General features: G+C 36.0%; 16 protein-coding genes. 12 read left to right on the top strand and 4 right to left on the bottom strand.

Features of this window, described 5'->3' with window-relative positions:
- The first annotated feature begins 10 nt into the window (after nucleotides 1-10).
- From mutY to yidC, 6 genes are all read left to right on the top strand, one after another.
- Nucleotides 11-1,084, top strand: coding sequence for an A/G-specific adenine glycosylase (gene mutY, locus KI338_RS12385; protein WP_212921327.1), 1,074 nt, complete (start codon nucleotides 11-13; stop codon nucleotides 1,082-1,084).
- 110 nt (nucleotides 1,085-1,194) lie between these two features.
- Nucleotides 1,195-1,359: a gamma-type small acid-soluble spore protein gene (locus KI338_RS12380; RefSeq protein ID WP_212921326.1), complete on the top strand. Its 165-nt coding sequence runs from the start codon at nucleotides 1,195-1,197 to the stop codon at nucleotides 1,357-1,359.
- 295 nt (nucleotides 1,360-1,654) lie between these two features.
- Nucleotides 1,655-2,185 (top strand): nucleoside tri-diphosphate phosphatase, encoded by a 531-nt coding sequence (ntdP, locus tag KI338_RS12375; RefSeq protein WP_212921325.1) that lies wholly within the window; start codon nucleotides 1,655-1,657, stop codon nucleotides 2,183-2,185.
- 93 nt (nucleotides 2,186-2,278) lie between these two features.
- Nucleotides 2,279-4,027, top strand: a complete 1,749-nt coding sequence (locus tag KI338_RS12370) for an ABC transporter ATP-binding protein (protein ID WP_212921577.1) — start codon at nucleotides 2,279-2,281, stop codon at nucleotides 4,025-4,027.
- A 90-nt stretch (nucleotides 4,028-4,117) separates the two neighbouring features.
- Nucleotides 4,118-4,507, top strand: coding sequence for a hypothetical protein (locus KI338_RS12365; RefSeq protein ID WP_212921324.1), 390 nt, complete (start codon nucleotides 4,118-4,120; stop codon nucleotides 4,505-4,507).
- Complete coding sequence (yidC, locus tag KI338_RS12360; protein ID WP_212921323.1) at nucleotides 4,441-5,250, top strand: membrane protein insertase YidC; 810 nt, start codon at nucleotides 4,441-4,443, stop codon at nucleotides 5,248-5,250. Before KI338_RS12365 ends, yidC begins: the two co-directional genes overlap by 67 nt.
- A gap of 68 nt (nucleotides 5,251-5,318) precedes the next feature.
- On the opposite strand, the gene KI338_RS12355 is transcribed toward yidC, so the two are convergent.
- Complete coding sequence (locus KI338_RS12355) at nucleotides 5,319-6,617, bottom strand: glutamate-1-semialdehyde 2,1-aminomutase (RefSeq protein WP_212921322.1); 1,299 nt, start codon at nucleotides 6,615-6,617, stop codon at nucleotides 5,319-5,321.
- 185 nt (nucleotides 6,618-6,802) lie between these two features.
- Between KI338_RS12355 and KI338_RS12350 the strand changes: the two genes are divergently transcribed.
- The 6 genes from KI338_RS12350 to perR all read left to right on the top strand — a co-directional run bounded on the left by KI338_RS12350 (nucleotide 6,803) and on the right by perR (nucleotide 10,861).
- Nucleotides 6,803-7,195, top strand: a complete 393-nt coding sequence (locus tag KI338_RS12350) for a potassium channel family protein (protein ID WP_244853589.1) — start codon at nucleotides 6,803-6,805, stop codon at nucleotides 7,193-7,195.
- Nucleotides 7,196-7,252: 57 nt separating this feature from the next.
- Nucleotides 7,253-7,723 (top strand): thioredoxin-dependent thiol peroxidase, encoded by a 471-nt coding sequence (gene bcp / locus KI338_RS12345; RefSeq protein ID WP_212921320.1) that lies wholly within the window; start codon nucleotides 7,253-7,255, stop codon nucleotides 7,721-7,723.
- A 194-nt stretch (nucleotides 7,724-7,917) separates the two neighbouring features.
- Nucleotides 7,918-8,577: a sugar transferase gene (locus KI338_RS12340; protein WP_244853615.1), complete on the top strand. Its 660-nt coding sequence runs from the start codon at nucleotides 7,918-7,920 to the stop codon at nucleotides 8,575-8,577.
- A 134-nt stretch (nucleotides 8,578-8,711) separates the two neighbouring features.
- Nucleotides 8,712-9,659 carry a D-2-hydroxyacid dehydrogenase gene (locus KI338_RS12335; protein ID WP_244853587.1) on the top strand — a complete coding sequence of 316 codons (948 nt, stop codon included), beginning with the start codon at nucleotides 8,712-8,714 and terminating at the stop codon, nucleotides 9,657-9,659.
- 2 nt (nucleotides 9,660-9,661) lie between these two features.
- Complete coding sequence (locus tag KI338_RS12330) at nucleotides 9,662-10,222, top strand: cob(I)yrinic acid a,c-diamide adenosyltransferase (protein ID WP_212921317.1); 561 nt, start codon at nucleotides 9,662-9,664, stop codon at nucleotides 10,220-10,222.
- A 195-nt stretch (nucleotides 10,223-10,417) separates the two neighbouring features.
- Nucleotides 10,418-10,861: a peroxide-responsive transcriptional repressor PerR gene (gene perR, locus KI338_RS12325; RefSeq protein WP_212921316.1), complete on the top strand. Its 444-nt coding sequence runs from the start codon at nucleotides 10,418-10,420 to the stop codon at nucleotides 10,859-10,861.
- Between the two features lie 30 nt (nucleotides 10,862-10,891).
- Here the strand turns inward: perR and pabB are convergent, their stop codons facing one another.
- The 3 genes from pabB to KI338_RS12310 form a co-directional block, all read right to left on the bottom strand.
- Nucleotides 10,892-12,601, bottom strand: coding sequence for an aminodeoxychorismate synthase component I (pabB, locus tag KI338_RS12320; RefSeq protein ID WP_212921315.1), 1,710 nt, complete (start codon nucleotides 12,599-12,601; stop codon nucleotides 10,892-10,894).
- The gene (locus KI338_RS12315; RefSeq protein ID WP_212921314.1) at nucleotides 12,594-13,181 is read right to left on the bottom strand and encodes an anthranilate synthase component II; all 588 of its coding nucleotides are present in this window, start codon (nucleotides 13,179-13,181) and stop codon (nucleotides 12,594-12,596) included. The genes pabB and KI338_RS12315 overlap by 8 nt, the downstream gene beginning before the upstream one ends.
- 120 nt (nucleotides 13,182-13,301) lie before the next feature.
- The gene (locus KI338_RS12310) at nucleotides 13,302-13,688 is read right to left on the bottom strand and encodes a YgzB family protein (protein WP_212921313.1); all 387 of its coding nucleotides are present in this window, start codon (nucleotides 13,686-13,688) and stop codon (nucleotides 13,302-13,304) included.
- Between the last annotated feature and the right edge of the window lie 812 nt (nucleotides 13,689-14,500).

Genomic DNA, 14,500 nt, shown 5'->3' with positions numbered 1-14,500 from the left:
AAGTGTTAATATGACAGTTCAAGATAGAACGTTACATAATTTTAATATTTTGGGCTTTCAACAGGATTTACTGTCCTGGTATGAAGCTAATAAACGAGATTTGCCATGGAGGAAAGACCAGGATCCATACAAAGTCTGGGTTTCTGAGATTATGCTTCAACAAACGAAAGTAGATACAGTTATTCCATATTTCCATAACTTTTTAGAAAAATTTCCGACAGTGTATGACTTAGCTGCTGCTGAGGAACAGGAAGTATTAAAAGCATGGGAAGGACTTGGTTATTATTCTAGAGCTAGAAATTTACAGCATGCTGTACGTGAGGTGGTGGAGCAATATAATGGACAAGTTCCTGATAATTCTAAGGACCTAGAACAATTAAAGGGGATAGGATCTTACACAAAAGGTGCAATTTTATCCATAGCATTTAATAAACCAGTGCCAGCAGTTGATGGGAATGTAATGCGTGTCTTTTCTCGACTTTTAAATATAGATGATGATATCGCTCAGCAGAAGACAAAAAAGCTTTTTGAACAAATCATACATGAAGTTATTTCCCATGAGGATCCATCATCATTTAACCAAGCAATTATGGACTTAGGTGCAACAGTATGCACGCCAAAATCGCCCTCCTGTCTATTTTGTCCTGTTCAAGAACATTGCCAAGCTTTTGCACTTGGAATCGAAGATAAACTACCTGTAAAAGCAAAAGCAAAGAAGAACAAAACAATCTCTTATCATGTTTTGCAAATACGAAATGAAAATGGAGAAGTGGCAATTGAAAAACGTTCAAAGGATGGACTTTTAGCTAATCTTTGGCAATTTCCAATGATTCCTGTAAAAGAATTAAACGGTAGTCCTGTTGAGGAATGGTTTTACAACCAATACGGATTGCGAATTAAAATGGGGAAAAAGCAGGGACAATTAAAACATGTCTTTTCCCATATAACGTGGGAACTTGAGGTTCATCCTGCACAATTAATTGTAGAGGATGGGACTAATCATAGTTTGTGCTTTGTACCAGTAGAAGAGTTAAGTTCTTATCCATTTCCGGTATCACATCAAAAAATGATGCAGTATCTTTAAAATAATCCTCTCCGCAAGTACAGTTTTCATAAAAAGAAAAAATATGGAAGTAAATTATCTTGGATAACAAATAGAGAACTGGAGAAATTAAAACTGCGGAGGTGATATAGATGGCTAAAAATCCTAACCAATCTGCTTCAGGAACTAATGTTCAAAAAGTACAACAGCAGAACGCAGCAGCACAACAAGGAAAATACGGTACAGAGTTTGCTTCTGAAACAGATGTACAAGAAGTTAAAAAGCAAAATCAACAATCTCAAGCTAACAAAAAATAATCTAACTACCCTCGAATCTACAAAAAGAGCTTCCACTCTCCCGGAAGCTCTTTTTGCTTGAAACACGTACTACAGGATATTTTTTGGAAAAGAAAACTACCTTTCCTGTAAAAGCCCTTTGGCTTTATCTTTTATTTCTTTACCTATATAATAGTAACAAAAAAAGGTAAGGACATCCTTGTTTGGCAGTTAGGAAAGTATAGCAACTTTCCGCCGGCATAAGAAAAACTAACCTATTCGTTAAGAGATGAGCGAATGCAAGTTTTTCTAATCAGTAAGATGGGAAGGGATTATCATGACTGCTCCGAGGGCTGGATCAAAAATACAAATACAAAGCTATAAGCATAATGGTCACCTACACCGTGTATGGGAAAGTAGTATTGTGTTAAAGGGGACCGAACAGGTTATTATCGGGGCAAATGATAGGACTTTAGTGCTGGAGAGTGATGGTCGCACATGGGTTACAAGAGAGCCGGCTATTTGTTATTTTCATTCAAAGCATTGGTTTAATATAATTGGAATGCTACGTGACGATGGAATTCATTATTACTGTAATATAAGTTCACCATTTGTCTATGAAGATGATGCTATTAAATATATTGACTATGACCTAGATTTAAAAGTATATCCAGATATGACCTTTGATTTATTAGATGAAGATGAGTATCAAATGCATCGTAATCAAATGAATTATCCTGGAGTGCTAGATCGTATTCTTTATAATAATATTAATGATTTACAACGCTGGGTTCACCAAAGAAAGGGGCCATTCTCACCCGGCTTTATTGATCAATGGTATGAACGATTTTTGACGTATCGTTGGTAAATTGCATCACCAGTAACCTTGTTACACCAAATGTAGCAAGGCTTTTCTACTTTTTTAGCTTGTTTACTAAATATGAAGAGAAAGTTGATGAAAATGAGCAGTATTAAGCAGTATATGGAATTTGTAAAACCATATAAATGGAAAATACTTTGGACGATATTAATCGGAATCCTAAAATTTGGAATACCATTATTGATACCTTTAATTCTAAAATATGTGATTGATGACATAATCGGACATAATGGTTGGAATACAAATGAAAAACTAAGTCACTTATTTTGGATAATGGGTGGTTCCTTCTTTATTTTTCTAGTGTTACGTCCACCGATTGAGTATATTCGGCAATATCTTGCCCAATGGGTAGGGAATAAGATACTTTACGATATACGAGATAAGCTTTTTGGACACTTGCAGAATCTGAGTCTTCGTTATTATGCATCGACAAAAACTGGCGAAATTATTTCCCGGGTAATAAATGATGTCGAACAAACAAAGAATTTTGTGATGACAGGCTTAATGAATGTATGGCTAGATTTAATAACAATATTAATTGCGATTGGCATCATGCTAACTATGGATATCTGGTTAACCATTGTAGCAATCATTTTATTCCCGTTGTTCGGTTTCTCCATAAAGTTTTTCTTTAGTCGCTTAAGAGAGTTAACACGCCAGCGCTCTCAGGCACTGGCTGAAGTACAAGGGCATTTGCATGAGCGAGTTCAAGGCGTACCTGTCACTAGGAGCTTTGCATTAGAGGATTATGAGCAAGAGCAATTTAATGTTCGAAACAAGAGCTTTTTAAACAAGGCACTAGAACATACGACTTGGAATGCAAAAACGTTTGCAGTCACGAATACAATTACCGATTTAGCACCTTTATTAGTTATAACTTTTGCAGGTTACCAGGTTATTACAGATAATTTAACTCTTGGTACCATGGTAGCCTTTGTTGGTTATCTAGAAAGAGTTTATAGTCCTTTGCGAAGATTAATTAACTCTTCAACTATTCTCATACAATCTATTGCTTCAATTGATCGTGTCTTTGAATTAATGAATGAGCCGTATGAAATAGTGGATAAGCCAAATGCTATAAAAGCTGGACGATTAAATGGTGCTATTGATTTTGAAAATGTATCGTTTAAATATGCCGAGGAAGATTCTGAAGTTCTTAAAGGGATTAATCTTCGGGTTAAACAGGGAGAAACAATTGCTTTTGTTGGTATGAGTGGAGGTGGGAAATCAACTTTAATTAGTTTGATCCCACGTCTCTATGATGTGACTGATGGTGCGATTAAAATAGATGGAATCGATCTTCGTGATTTTGTAGCACGTTCACTTCGCGATAACATTGGAATGGTTTTACAGGATAATATATTATTTAGTGATTCAGTAGCAGAGAATATACGGATGGGAAATCCAAATGCAACAGATGAAGAGGTTATTCAAGCAGCTAAGGCTGCAAATGCACATGATTTTATTCAAGAATTGCCCGAGGGCTATGCTACTCTAGTAGGTGAGAGAGGTGTCAAACTTTCTGGTGGTCAAAAACAGCGCATTGCTATTGCCCGTGTATTCTTAAAGAATCCGCCTATATTAATATTTGATGAAGCTACATCTGCTTTAGATTTAGAGAGTGAACATATGATTCAAGAAGCTGTTGAAAAATTAGCATCTGATCGAACAACATTTATAGTTGCACATCGGTTAGCAACTATAACTCATGCCGACAGAATTGTAGTAATTGAAAATGGAAAAATAACTGAAATAGGATCACACTCGGAATTGATGGAGAAAAAGGGAAGTTACTATGATTTATACCAAGTTCAGCATTTAAACGATTGATATAAAGGAAAAAATTTCCTTTTGTAAAGAAGATGAAACAGAATTAAGATTAGTTACGTAGAAAAGGATAGAGATTGGAGGTGAATACAGATGATTTTGGACTTTTTAATAGAGCTTTTTAGTGATTTTTCACCGATGTATTTTTATTTGAGTGTGCTGTTATCTGTTCTATGTGCGTTTCAATTCATTTCTGTCGTTGCAAATCAGTTATATCGTGATACACCTATAGACATACATGGCATAAAACGAAGTAAAGTACAATTAAAGATAAATCAAAATGCTACTAATGAAATTATAACAAGGCGGAACTGGCGTGCTATAGTCACGAAAAGAATTGAACTTCCAGATGAAGAAGAAGATGCAACGAAATCCTCAACAAACCTACTACGACTCACATTACAAGGAGGATTACTATGCAAAAAAAATCTGTATTCACTTTCCTTAAGAAAACAAATATCATCGGAGTATTTATCTTATTAACCGTCTTTTTGGCAGGATGCTCAGGTAGTAATTCAGCTAATTCATCAGGCTGGTTTCATGAAGTATTCGTTGATAATTTCTCCGCACTTATTAAATTTATTGCAGAGTTTTTTAATGATAATTATGGCTTATCCATCATCATAATCACAATTGCTATTCGATTAGTCGTCATGCCATTTATGATTAAACAAACGAAGAATAATCTGATTATGCAAGATAAGATGAAAGAACTTAAGCCAGAAATGGACGAAATCCAGAAGAAATATAAGGATAAAAAAGATCCTGAGTCTCAGCGTAAGATGCAAGCAGAAATGATGCAACTATATCAAAAGCATAATTTTAATCCTTTAGCATCATTTGGTGGTTGTTTACCGGTACTTATACAGTTTCCGTTTCTAATTGGATTTTATTATGCAATCCGGCAAACTCCAGAAATAGCGACACATACCTTTCTTTGGTTCAATCTAGGAGAAAGAGATATGTTGATGATAGCAATAGCGGTGATTGTCTATTTTATTCAATATAAGGTATCACAAATTGGTCTTGATCCAAAAATGAAAAAACAAATGGCTATAATCGGATTAATGTCACCAATTATGATTGGTGTAATATCATTAAACACCTTCTCTGCTTTACCGTTATATTGGACAGTTGGAGGTATTATCGTTATTATTCAAACCTTAATCTCCAAGAGAATTTACTTGGCACACAAACGTGAGATAGAACAATCTGAGAAAAAGTAATATAAAAATCGCCTACAAATAACTAGAATTTGTAGGCGATTTTTAGTTTGCCTTAATGAATATAAAAATTAATTTGTACTCATTTCTTTAAAAGCATTTCCAACAGCATCAATTGTTTCATCTATATCTGCTTCAGTATGTTCAGTAGTCAGGAACCAGGCTTCGTATTTGGATGGCGCTAAATTAATGCCTTGCTTAAGCATTAGCTTAAAGAACTTCGCAAAGGCTTCACTATCGCTTGCCTCAGCTTCGGCATAGTTAGTTACTTCATTCGTGCTACCAAAGTAAACAGTTAAAGCGCCTTTTAATCGGTTAATAGAAATGGCGATATTATACTTGTCTGCTTTTGCACGAATTCCATTTTCAAGTCGTTCTCCAAGTTCATCTAGTCTTTCGTAAACGCCCTCTTGTTGTAAAACCTCTAGACAAGCGATACCTGCTGACATGGATGCAGGATTACCAGCCATTGTTCCTGCTTGATATGCTGGGCCAAGTGGAGCAACCTGTTCCATTATATCCTTACGACTACCATAAGCACCGATTGGTAACCCGCCACCTATGATTTTACCCATAGCGGTCATGTCCGGTTCAACACCATAGATTTGCTGAGAGCTTCCATAAGTAAAGCGGAAAGCAGTAATAACTTCATCATAAATAACTAGTGCTCCAACCTCATGGGTTAAGTCGTTTACTGCTTGAAGGAAGCCTTCCTTAGGCTCAACAATACCGAAGTTACCAACAATCGGCTCTACTAGTACACAAGCAAGATCGTCTCCCCATTTATCTAAAGCTTCTTTATAAGCATCGATGTCATTAAATGGCACAGTAATCATATCTTGTGCTACAGATAATGGAATGCCAGCAGAGTCAGGAGTTCCTAATGTGGACGGTCCTGATCCGGCTTGGACAAGAACAGCATCAAAGTGACCATGATAGCTACCAGCAAATTTGATGACTTTTGTACGGCCAGTGTAGGCTCTTGCTACACGGATAGTTGTCATTACTGCTTCTGTTCCAGAGTTTGTAAAACGTACCTTTTCCAATGAAGGAATCGCTTCTTTTAGCATTTTAGCAAATTTATTTTCCAAAGGTGTTGGTGTTCCATACAGGACACCATTTTCTGCTGCATTCTTAATAGCTTCTGTAATATGCGGGTGAGCATGTCCCGTAATAATTGGACCATATGCTGCAAGGTAATCGATATATTTATTACCGTCCACATCCCAAAAATATGCTCCTTTTGCTCGATCCATATAAACCGGTGCTCCTCCACCAACAGCCTTATACGCACGTGAAGGTGAATTAACACCACCGACTATATGTTTTTGCGCTTCTTCATGTAGAAGCTCTGACTTCGTAAAATCCACTATGTAAACCTCCTATATAAATGGTCAATTGACCATGATTCATACTTACCTATTTTAACGCAAATAAGATGAAAATTAAATGACAAGCCCTTCTAGTTTACGGCATATACATATAATAGCAGATTGTAAAGGGAGATTATATGAATATACTGCCATGGCTCCTCATAGTAGGAGTTTGTTTTGTAATGATAAAAAGTTTGTCTCAGTTCATCTCAGGTGAAAAAAATCTACTTGGAATTAGTATGAGGGATAAGCGATTTTCAGCTGAAATTTTCTATGCATTAATCATTACCTATACTATTGTTATTCTTGGCTTTGGTTTAATCTATTTTATACTTTCATTTGAAGGTGTTTTACTAGTCGAGGGAGGAGAGCTACGACAAGTGAGCCCATTAGGTTCCATGGTCCATTCCTTTTATTTTAGTGGGGTTACTATGTTAACTATCGGGTATGGCGATATTACTCCAATTGGTATTGGTCGCTTATTAGCATTGATTGAAGCGTTAATCGGCTACATTCTTCCGACAGCTTTTGTTTTCCATATCGTACAGCATAAGGGGGAACGGGCAAGAGATTAGCTTTTCCAGCTTTTAAAGTGTTATAGTGAAGATACAATAGATACTGGAGGTAATAAAATGCATCTAGAGATAGGAAAAACTGCACCTACCTTTACTTTACCTAGTTCAGATGGTAAGGAAGTTGGCTTGGCAGACTTCAAAGGAAAACATGTTGTTTTATATTTTTATCCAAAAGATATGACGCCAGGGTGCACAACGGAAGCTTGTGATTTTCGAGATCACCATGAAAGCTTTGGTGAACTTAATGCTGTAATTATCGGTGTTAGTCCTGACCCAATTGATTCCCATCAAAAATTTATGGACAAACATGATTTACCGTTTTTGCTATTAGCAGATGAATCACATGAGGTAGCAGAGGCATACGGTGTTTGGAAGCTAAAACAGAACTTTGGTAAGGAGTACTATGGCATTGAACGCTCTACCTTTATCATCGATAAGAATGGAATTCTTCAAAAAGAATATCGAAAAGTAAAAGTGGAAGGCCATGTACAGGAAGCTCTCGAGTATATTCGTGAAAATTTATCGTGATAGTGAAGAGACCACACTAATTTGTGTGGTCTTATTTTAATTTATTGATATTTTTTATTTTCATCTGAAAGAATAATATACCGTAGCTAATAGAATGTTAATATTACTTTTCCATGACAGAGTTATATACGCACCTCTAGTTGAATAGATATGAATTAGTAAAGTCTGTACAAAAGAGGTGTGTTCATGTGGGAATGCTAGAAACTGCAAAGACAAGATCCAATTATTTTATTCATATTAATTTGTACTACTTTATTAAGAGACTACTAGATGTTGTAATTAGTGTGGTGTTGGTTGTTGTTCTGTCACCGTTATTTTTGTTTGTTTCTTATTACATTGGTAAGAAAGAAGGAAAGCCTATTTTCAATCGTGAGCTTCGAGTAGGTAAAAATAATCGCACCTTTATGATGTTGTCATTTCGTACAATGACAAATGCATCTAGAGTAATTCGCCAGTTTCCCCCTGTTCCATTTCCAAGTTCATGGGAAAGAGGGGTACCAGATTTTTTTAAGATAACTAGAGATGAGCATGTAACATTTACCGAAACGGGATTATGGTTGAAAAAATATCATTTGGATAAACTACCACAATTACTAAATGTGATAAAGGGGGATATGAGCTTAGTAGGGCCAAGCCCAGAGGTGCCTGAAATAGCGGACTACTATAATAAGCGTCAACTTAATAGACTAAAGGTTCGACCTGGTCTAACCGGCTATGCTCAAATTAAAGGTATCGATAATGAACGCCATGGACAAAAGATTATTTATGACCTATATTACACACAGAACTGCTCCTATAAATTAGATCTAAAAATAGTATTTCGCACTTTTCTACAACTTTATCAAAAAAAATAGCTCTGGATTACCCTGGTTTCATTTCTGTGACCAGGTTTTTTACTGTTTCTTTTATTGTTCATTTATATTCATATGTTTTAATATAGAATTAAGTTTTATGAGTGAATGGATTTATAATGAGGGGGATGGGTTATTTGGTTATTCTATTTTCAGCTAAATTATCTGAAAAACATCAGCATACACTTCGGCTGAAATACCCGCAACAAGAATTTGTTTTTTGTGAGGATATAGTGGAGGCGGAGAAATTCTTAGAACAAGCTACTGTTCTTGTCACATATGGTGAGGATATTAACGAAGAGACTATTGAAAAAGCAGCTAGATTAAAGTGGATTATGGTTCTCTCTGCTGGAGTAGAACGATTACCATTCCCAGCTATTGAGGCGAGAGATATCCTTGTAACTAACGCTAAAGGAATTCATAAAATACAAATGGCGGAATATACCATTTCAATGCTGTTACAGGTGTATCGAACTGAAAGAGAATTAATAGAGAACGAAAAACAAGCTAAATGGGCAAAGGTTTCTTTACAAGAAATTACTGGGAAAACGATGTTAGTGCTAGGTACAGGAGCAATTGGTCAGGAAGTTGCGAGACTCGCCAAAGCCTTTCGGATGAAAACGATTGGAATTTCTCGTAGCGGATGCCATGTAGACTTCTTTGATGAGGTCTACCAGCTAAATTCTTTGAACGAGAAGCTACCAGAAGCGGATTTTGTTGTATCGGTTTTACCAAGTACAAAAGAAACAAAGTATCTTTTGAATGAGGGGCACTTTACACGAATGAAAGATAGCGCAGTGTTTGTGAACATTGGTAGAGGAGATATTGTCGCTTCTGATACAATTTTAAACGCTGTTCGAGAAAAAGAAATTGCTCATGCAATACTAGATGTTTTCGAACAAGAGCCACTTCCTGCAGAACATCCTTTATGGAAGGAACCAAATATTACGGTAACACCACATATTTCCGGTAAATCACCTGAATATTTACCGCGGGCATTAGTAATATTTGAAGAAAACCTAGAGAATTTTATAAGCAAAGCGTCAAATTATAGAAATATCATTAATACAACTAGGGGGTATTAGAAATGGCTAGGATATATACACGATCTGGTGATAAAGGAACAACATCACTAGTATATGGAAAGCGCGTCCCCAAAAATCACCTGCGTGTTGAAGCGTATGGGACCTGTGATGAGGCAAATTCTATGATAGGGCTTGCAACAAGCTTAATCGAGCTAGAGGACTGGGAGGGAAAAGCAGCTTTTCTTGATCAAATGCATCGTGTTCAAACAATACTTTTCCATGTTGGTGCAGAGCTTGCTACACCTACTGATAAAGAGGTATATTGGAAACTTACTAAAAAGCACATTGATGAACTAGAAGAACAAATAGATGAATGGGATCAGGAATTAGAGCCCCTGAAGCAGTTTATTCTACCCTCAGGAAACCGACCTTCTAGTGCCCTTCATGTAGCTAGAACCGTAATAAGAAGAGCCGAACGCTTAACAGTTGGTCTTGGGGAGGAAATCCAAAATCCCTTTGTAGTGAGTTATTTAAATAGATTATCGGATTTTCTATTTGTTGCTGCAAGGTATATCAATAAAGTATTAGGAGGTCAAGAATTACCTCTACATACGGATGTATAAACGAATAAAATCACTTTGTAACATATTAATATAAAGAAGATAACCCTCGCTTAGTCGGAGGCGTTATAATATTCGTCCTTTTAAAATATACTAGGATTGACAAAAAACGTTTGGAAAGCGTACACTATTTATAAAGATTATTATTTAATAAAATCGATAGTTAAAGGAATACTACATGAAAGCGAGGTGCATGGCGTGTCTGAAGAAAAGCTTCAACGGGCAATTAATACACTAAAAGAGTCAGGTGTCCGAATTACACCACAACGTCATGCGGTGCTTGATTATCTTCTTAACTCCATGATTCACCCAACAGCAGATGATATCTATAAAGCGCTTGAAGGAAAATTTCCCAACATGAGTGTGGCAACAGTTTATAATAATTTGCGAGTATTACGTGAAAATGGACTAGTTCGTGAATTAACATATGGCGATTCCTCTAGTCGGTTTGAATGTAATTTAAGTGATCACTACCATATAATTTGTGAGTCATGCGGTAAAATTGTTGACTTTCATTATCCGTCCTTAGATGAGGTAGAAGCATTAGCTCAAAGAGTTACTGGTTTTACCGTTAGCCATCACAGGATGGAAGTGTATGGAATTTGTGAAGAATGCCAACAGCAAAAAACGGTGGAACACTAGTTGGAAGCCCTGTTACCAATGTAGCAGGGCTTATTTTAATTGAACAGGAAGCCATTCCTTAACGCTATTTATAAACCAAATCCTCTGACATTGATCAAGCTCTTTTATTGAAATGGTTCTTTCATGAATTTCCTCTTTTTGTAGAAGCATTTTCCTGTACGTTCCCGCTAACAAACCGCATTCTACAGGTGGCGTGTAAAGTGTCCCATTCATTTCAACTACAACATTTCCTTTAGTAAACTCAGTTATTTCCTGATTCTCATTCCATAATAAAACATCAAATAGATCCGGTTCGAACAATTCCTCATAGATGTCTCTTTTCGTTGTTTTATGGTAATGAAAGATATCCAATTTATTTATAGGACGAGATGCCAACGTCACGATTGGTTTGCCTTCTATCATATTTTCTTCTGTTACTTCTAGAGAAGTTAATCCGTCCCTCCCTAGTAGAACTCTTACTTTCCATTTTCCTTTAGAGTAGAGGAGAGCAATCTCATCAAGTTTTTTACGTAATTTGTTTAAATGAAATGAAAAAGAAAAGTAATTTGCTGATTTGCTTAATCTATTTAAGTGATTTTCCAATACGATATATTCCCCAGCTATAAGTCCAATTGTTTCGATAAGTTGAAAAGACTGCTGCCCCTTCGAAAGAACCTTTGTTTTCGTTAAAACCTCTTCATATTCATCTTCTTTATTGGAGTCCCATGTGATACCTCCGCCAACACCGTAGGTTGCCTTTCCATCGGAATCGAGGACGACTGTACGAATAGGCACATTAAAAATGGCTTCATTTTCTGGTGTGATATACCCAATTGCACCACAATAAACCTCTCGAGGAGTATTCTCTAATTCCTTTATAATCTTCATCGTACTAATTTTTGGTGCACCAGTAATTGATCCACATGGAAAAAGTGCCTGAAGAACTTCCAAGATTCCTTTCTTTGAATCTATTTCCGCTTCAACAGTGGAGGTCATTTGATAAACAGTCGGATATGCCTCGATAGAAAAAAGCTTTGGAACCTTTACAGTTCCTGGTTTTGCGATCCTACCTAAATCATTACGAAGCAGATCCACTATCATGACGTTTTCGGCTCGATTTTTCTCCGAATGGAAAAGCCAATCAGCATTAGCTTTATCATCTTTAGGATTATCTCCTCTACTAATTGTCCCTTTCATAGGTCTTGTAATAACCTTTCCTTTTTTTAGGTGAAAGAACAATTCTGGTGAAGCAGATATAATTTTATAGTGACCAATATCTAGATATGCACCATAGTTTGTGGATTGCGAATGGATTAACTGCTGATAATAGGCAATTGGATCACCATGAAATTGAGCATTCATTCTAATTGTGTAATTCACTTGATAGGAATCCCCTACACGTATGTAATCCTTAATGGACTGTATAGATTTCTGATATTGATTAATGTCTGTATCTGATTCCCAATTACTTGTATAAAAAGATCCTTTTGGAGAGAGTTCTTCGTTACTGACATTATTATAAATACCAAACCAAAGAAGTGGCATTTTATGATTATGATGTACGTCCATGTGAGGATTAAAAGCTGGTCCTGCTTCATAAGAAATAAAGCCTGCTGCGTAATAACCATTCATAATAGCCTGCTGTACTTCTAATAGAGATGGAAGAACCTGTTCAATTTTTGTTGCTGCAATTATTTTAATAGGATTTTTAAATGTTATCGGCTTTCTATAAAAGTCAAAGTGTAGAAAAGGATTAGTCATTTGATTGAACTCCTTTTTTGATTAGGAAAAAGTTATGTAAAAGTTGCATGCCGCCCTTGGATAAAATTGATTCTGGATGACCTTGAATACCTTCGATTTGCAGATCTTTGTGTCTTAAAGCAGCAATTTCACCTGTTTCTGTGACAGCACTTATTTCAAGGCATTCGGGTAAGCTGTCACTTTCTACCATTAAAGAATGGTAACGTGTTATCGGTAATGGATTTTCTAAATTCAAGAAAATTCCTCTCCCATCATGATTGATATAGGAAATCTTACCATGTGTGGGTTCCTTTGCGCTGATAATTTTTCCACCAAATGCTTGTGCAATAATTTGATGTCCCAAGCAAACTCCTAAGATAGGGAATTGCTTATGCAGTTTATTAACCACCTCTAAACAAACACCAGCATGATTTGGATTACCTGGTCCTGGTGAAAGAAGAATATGGGATGGATGTAGCTGTAAAATATCTGATACAGAAATTTCATCATTCTTCTTAACTTCTACTTCCAGGCCAAGCTCATAGATATATTGTACTAGATTAAAGGTAAATGAATCATAATTATCAATGACCAAAATCATTATGCTAACCCCATTCTCAGATATGGTCTGTAACAATAACGTTCACAATAGGTCTTGGATTAATAGCTATTTATGTAAGGAAAAATAGCAAAAGAGCATCTACCATAAGGCAGATGCTCTTTACTTGTTGGATTGTTTTTTCTTTAGCTCTCTACGGTATTTTCTTGAATTATATTTCTCATCAAATTCTTTTCCTTCAAGCTCTTTATCAAGAGTTAAGGGTTGTTTACAGTGCATACAGGCATCAACGCGACCTAGCATTTTTGTTGGTTTATTACATGATGGGCAAACAATGGGGATTGCTTTTGTAGAAAGCATCCCAATCCAAAAATAAACAACTGTACTTAGTACAATGGATATAACCCCGAGAATAAAGAATAGAACCATTACCCATTCAACTTTTTTAAGTAGTAAGCCAACATACATTAAAAGAATCCCGGCAAAAACTAAGATTAAGGCAAAAGAACGTATTTTGTTAATTTTACTTGAATAAACGAGTTGAGCCATTCTTATGTATCCTCCTTATACTTTCATGCATAGTATAGCATAATCTAGACAATCGATAGAATTGTTTTCACTAAAATGTACAAAATGACACCAAAGACCGGTCTAATAGAAGAAGTCTAATGGACAGAGAAGCGTGAAAGCCCGGATTACAGTCTAATAGAAGAAGTCTAATGGACAGAGAAGCGTGAACCCTCGGATTACAGTCTAATAGAAGAAGTCTAATGGACAGAGAAGCGTGAACCCTCGGATTACAGTCTAATAGAAGAAGTCTAATGGACAGAGAATCGTGAAAGCTTGGATTACAGTCTAATAGAAGAAGTCTAATGGACAGAGAAGCGCAGAAACCCGGGAGTTCAGTCTAATAGAACAGTCAAATAGATAATGTTGAACATATTAGGCTATTAAATACCGACGTACTATAAAGTAAAATATCCATTGACTAACTGATTTCATCGTGGTAAAGTTGTACTTGCTGTTCTGAGAACGGCAGATTTATTTAACGACATTAAGTAGAATTTTTATTGAAAAATAATGTTGACATTAACGGTATATCCATGATATATTTAGTAGGTCGCTGATTAAGACGCCAAAAACTTTTAAAGAAATAAATTTTAAAAAGTTGTTGACATAATCAGGATGATGTGGTAACATTTTAAGAGTTGTCACTTAAAAAGACAACATCGATTTTGCTCCTTGAAAACTGAACAAAACAACCAGTATGTAAGGAAAAAACATACCCTGTTTTTTCTATTAATAATCTAAAAGCTAGCGTGCTTTTAGTAGCTAAGAATGTAATTGACTCGATCAATTAT

The sequence above is a fragment of the Ornithinibacillus bavariensis genome (assembly GCF_018333235.1).
GTDB lineage: Bacteria > Bacillota > Bacilli > Bacillales > Amphibacillaceae > Ornithinibacillus > Ornithinibacillus bavariensis.
This window is presented reverse-complemented; position numbering and strand designations above follow the sequence as displayed.

Excerpts from the sequence above, each read along its gene's own strand:
- mutY (WP_212921327.1), top strand. The coding sequence starts at position 11 with ATGACAGTTCAAGATAGAACGTTACATAATTTTAATATTTTGGGCTTT.
- KI338_RS12330 (WP_212921317.1), top strand. The coding sequence starts at position 9,662 with ATGGCTAGGATATATACACGATCTGGTGATAAAGGAACAACATCACTA.
- KI338_RS12310 (WP_212921313.1), bottom strand. The coding sequence starts at position 13,688 with ATGGCTCAACTCGTTTATTCAAGTAAAATTAACAAAATACGTTCTTTT.
- KI338_RS12350 (WP_244853589.1), top strand. The coding sequence starts at position 6,803 with ATGATAAAAAGTTTGTCTCAGTTCATCTCAGGTGAAAAAAATCTACTT.
- pabB (WP_212921315.1), bottom strand. The coding sequence starts at position 12,601 with ATGACTAATCCTTTTCTACACTTTGACTTTTATAGAAAGCCGATAACA.
- KI338_RS12365 (WP_212921324.1), top strand. The coding sequence starts at position 4,118 with ATGATTTTGGACTTTTTAATAGAGCTTTTTAGTGATTTTTCACCGATG.
- KI338_RS12380 (WP_212921326.1), top strand. The coding sequence starts at position 1,195 with ATGGCTAAAAATCCTAACCAATCTGCTTCAGGAACTAATGTTCAAAAA.
- KI338_RS12340 (WP_244853615.1), top strand. The coding sequence starts at position 7,918 with ATGCTAGAAACTGCAAAGACAAGATCCAATTATTTTATTCATATTAAT.
- ntdP (WP_212921325.1), top strand. The coding sequence starts at position 1,655 with ATGACTGCTCCGAGGGCTGGATCAAAAATACAAATACAAAGCTATAAG.
- bcp (WP_212921320.1), top strand. The coding sequence starts at position 7,253 with ATGCATCTAGAGATAGGAAAAACTGCACCTACCTTTACTTTACCTAGT.
- yidC (WP_212921323.1), top strand. The coding sequence starts at position 4,441 with ATGCAAAAAAAATCTGTATTCACTTTCCTTAAGAAAACAAATATCATC.
- KI338_RS12315 (WP_212921314.1), bottom strand. The coding sequence starts at position 13,181 with ATGATTTTGGTCATTGATAATTATGATTCATTTACCTTTAATCTAGTA.
- KI338_RS12370 (WP_212921577.1), top strand. The coding sequence starts at position 2,279 with ATGAGCAGTATTAAGCAGTATATGGAATTTGTAAAACCATATAAATGG.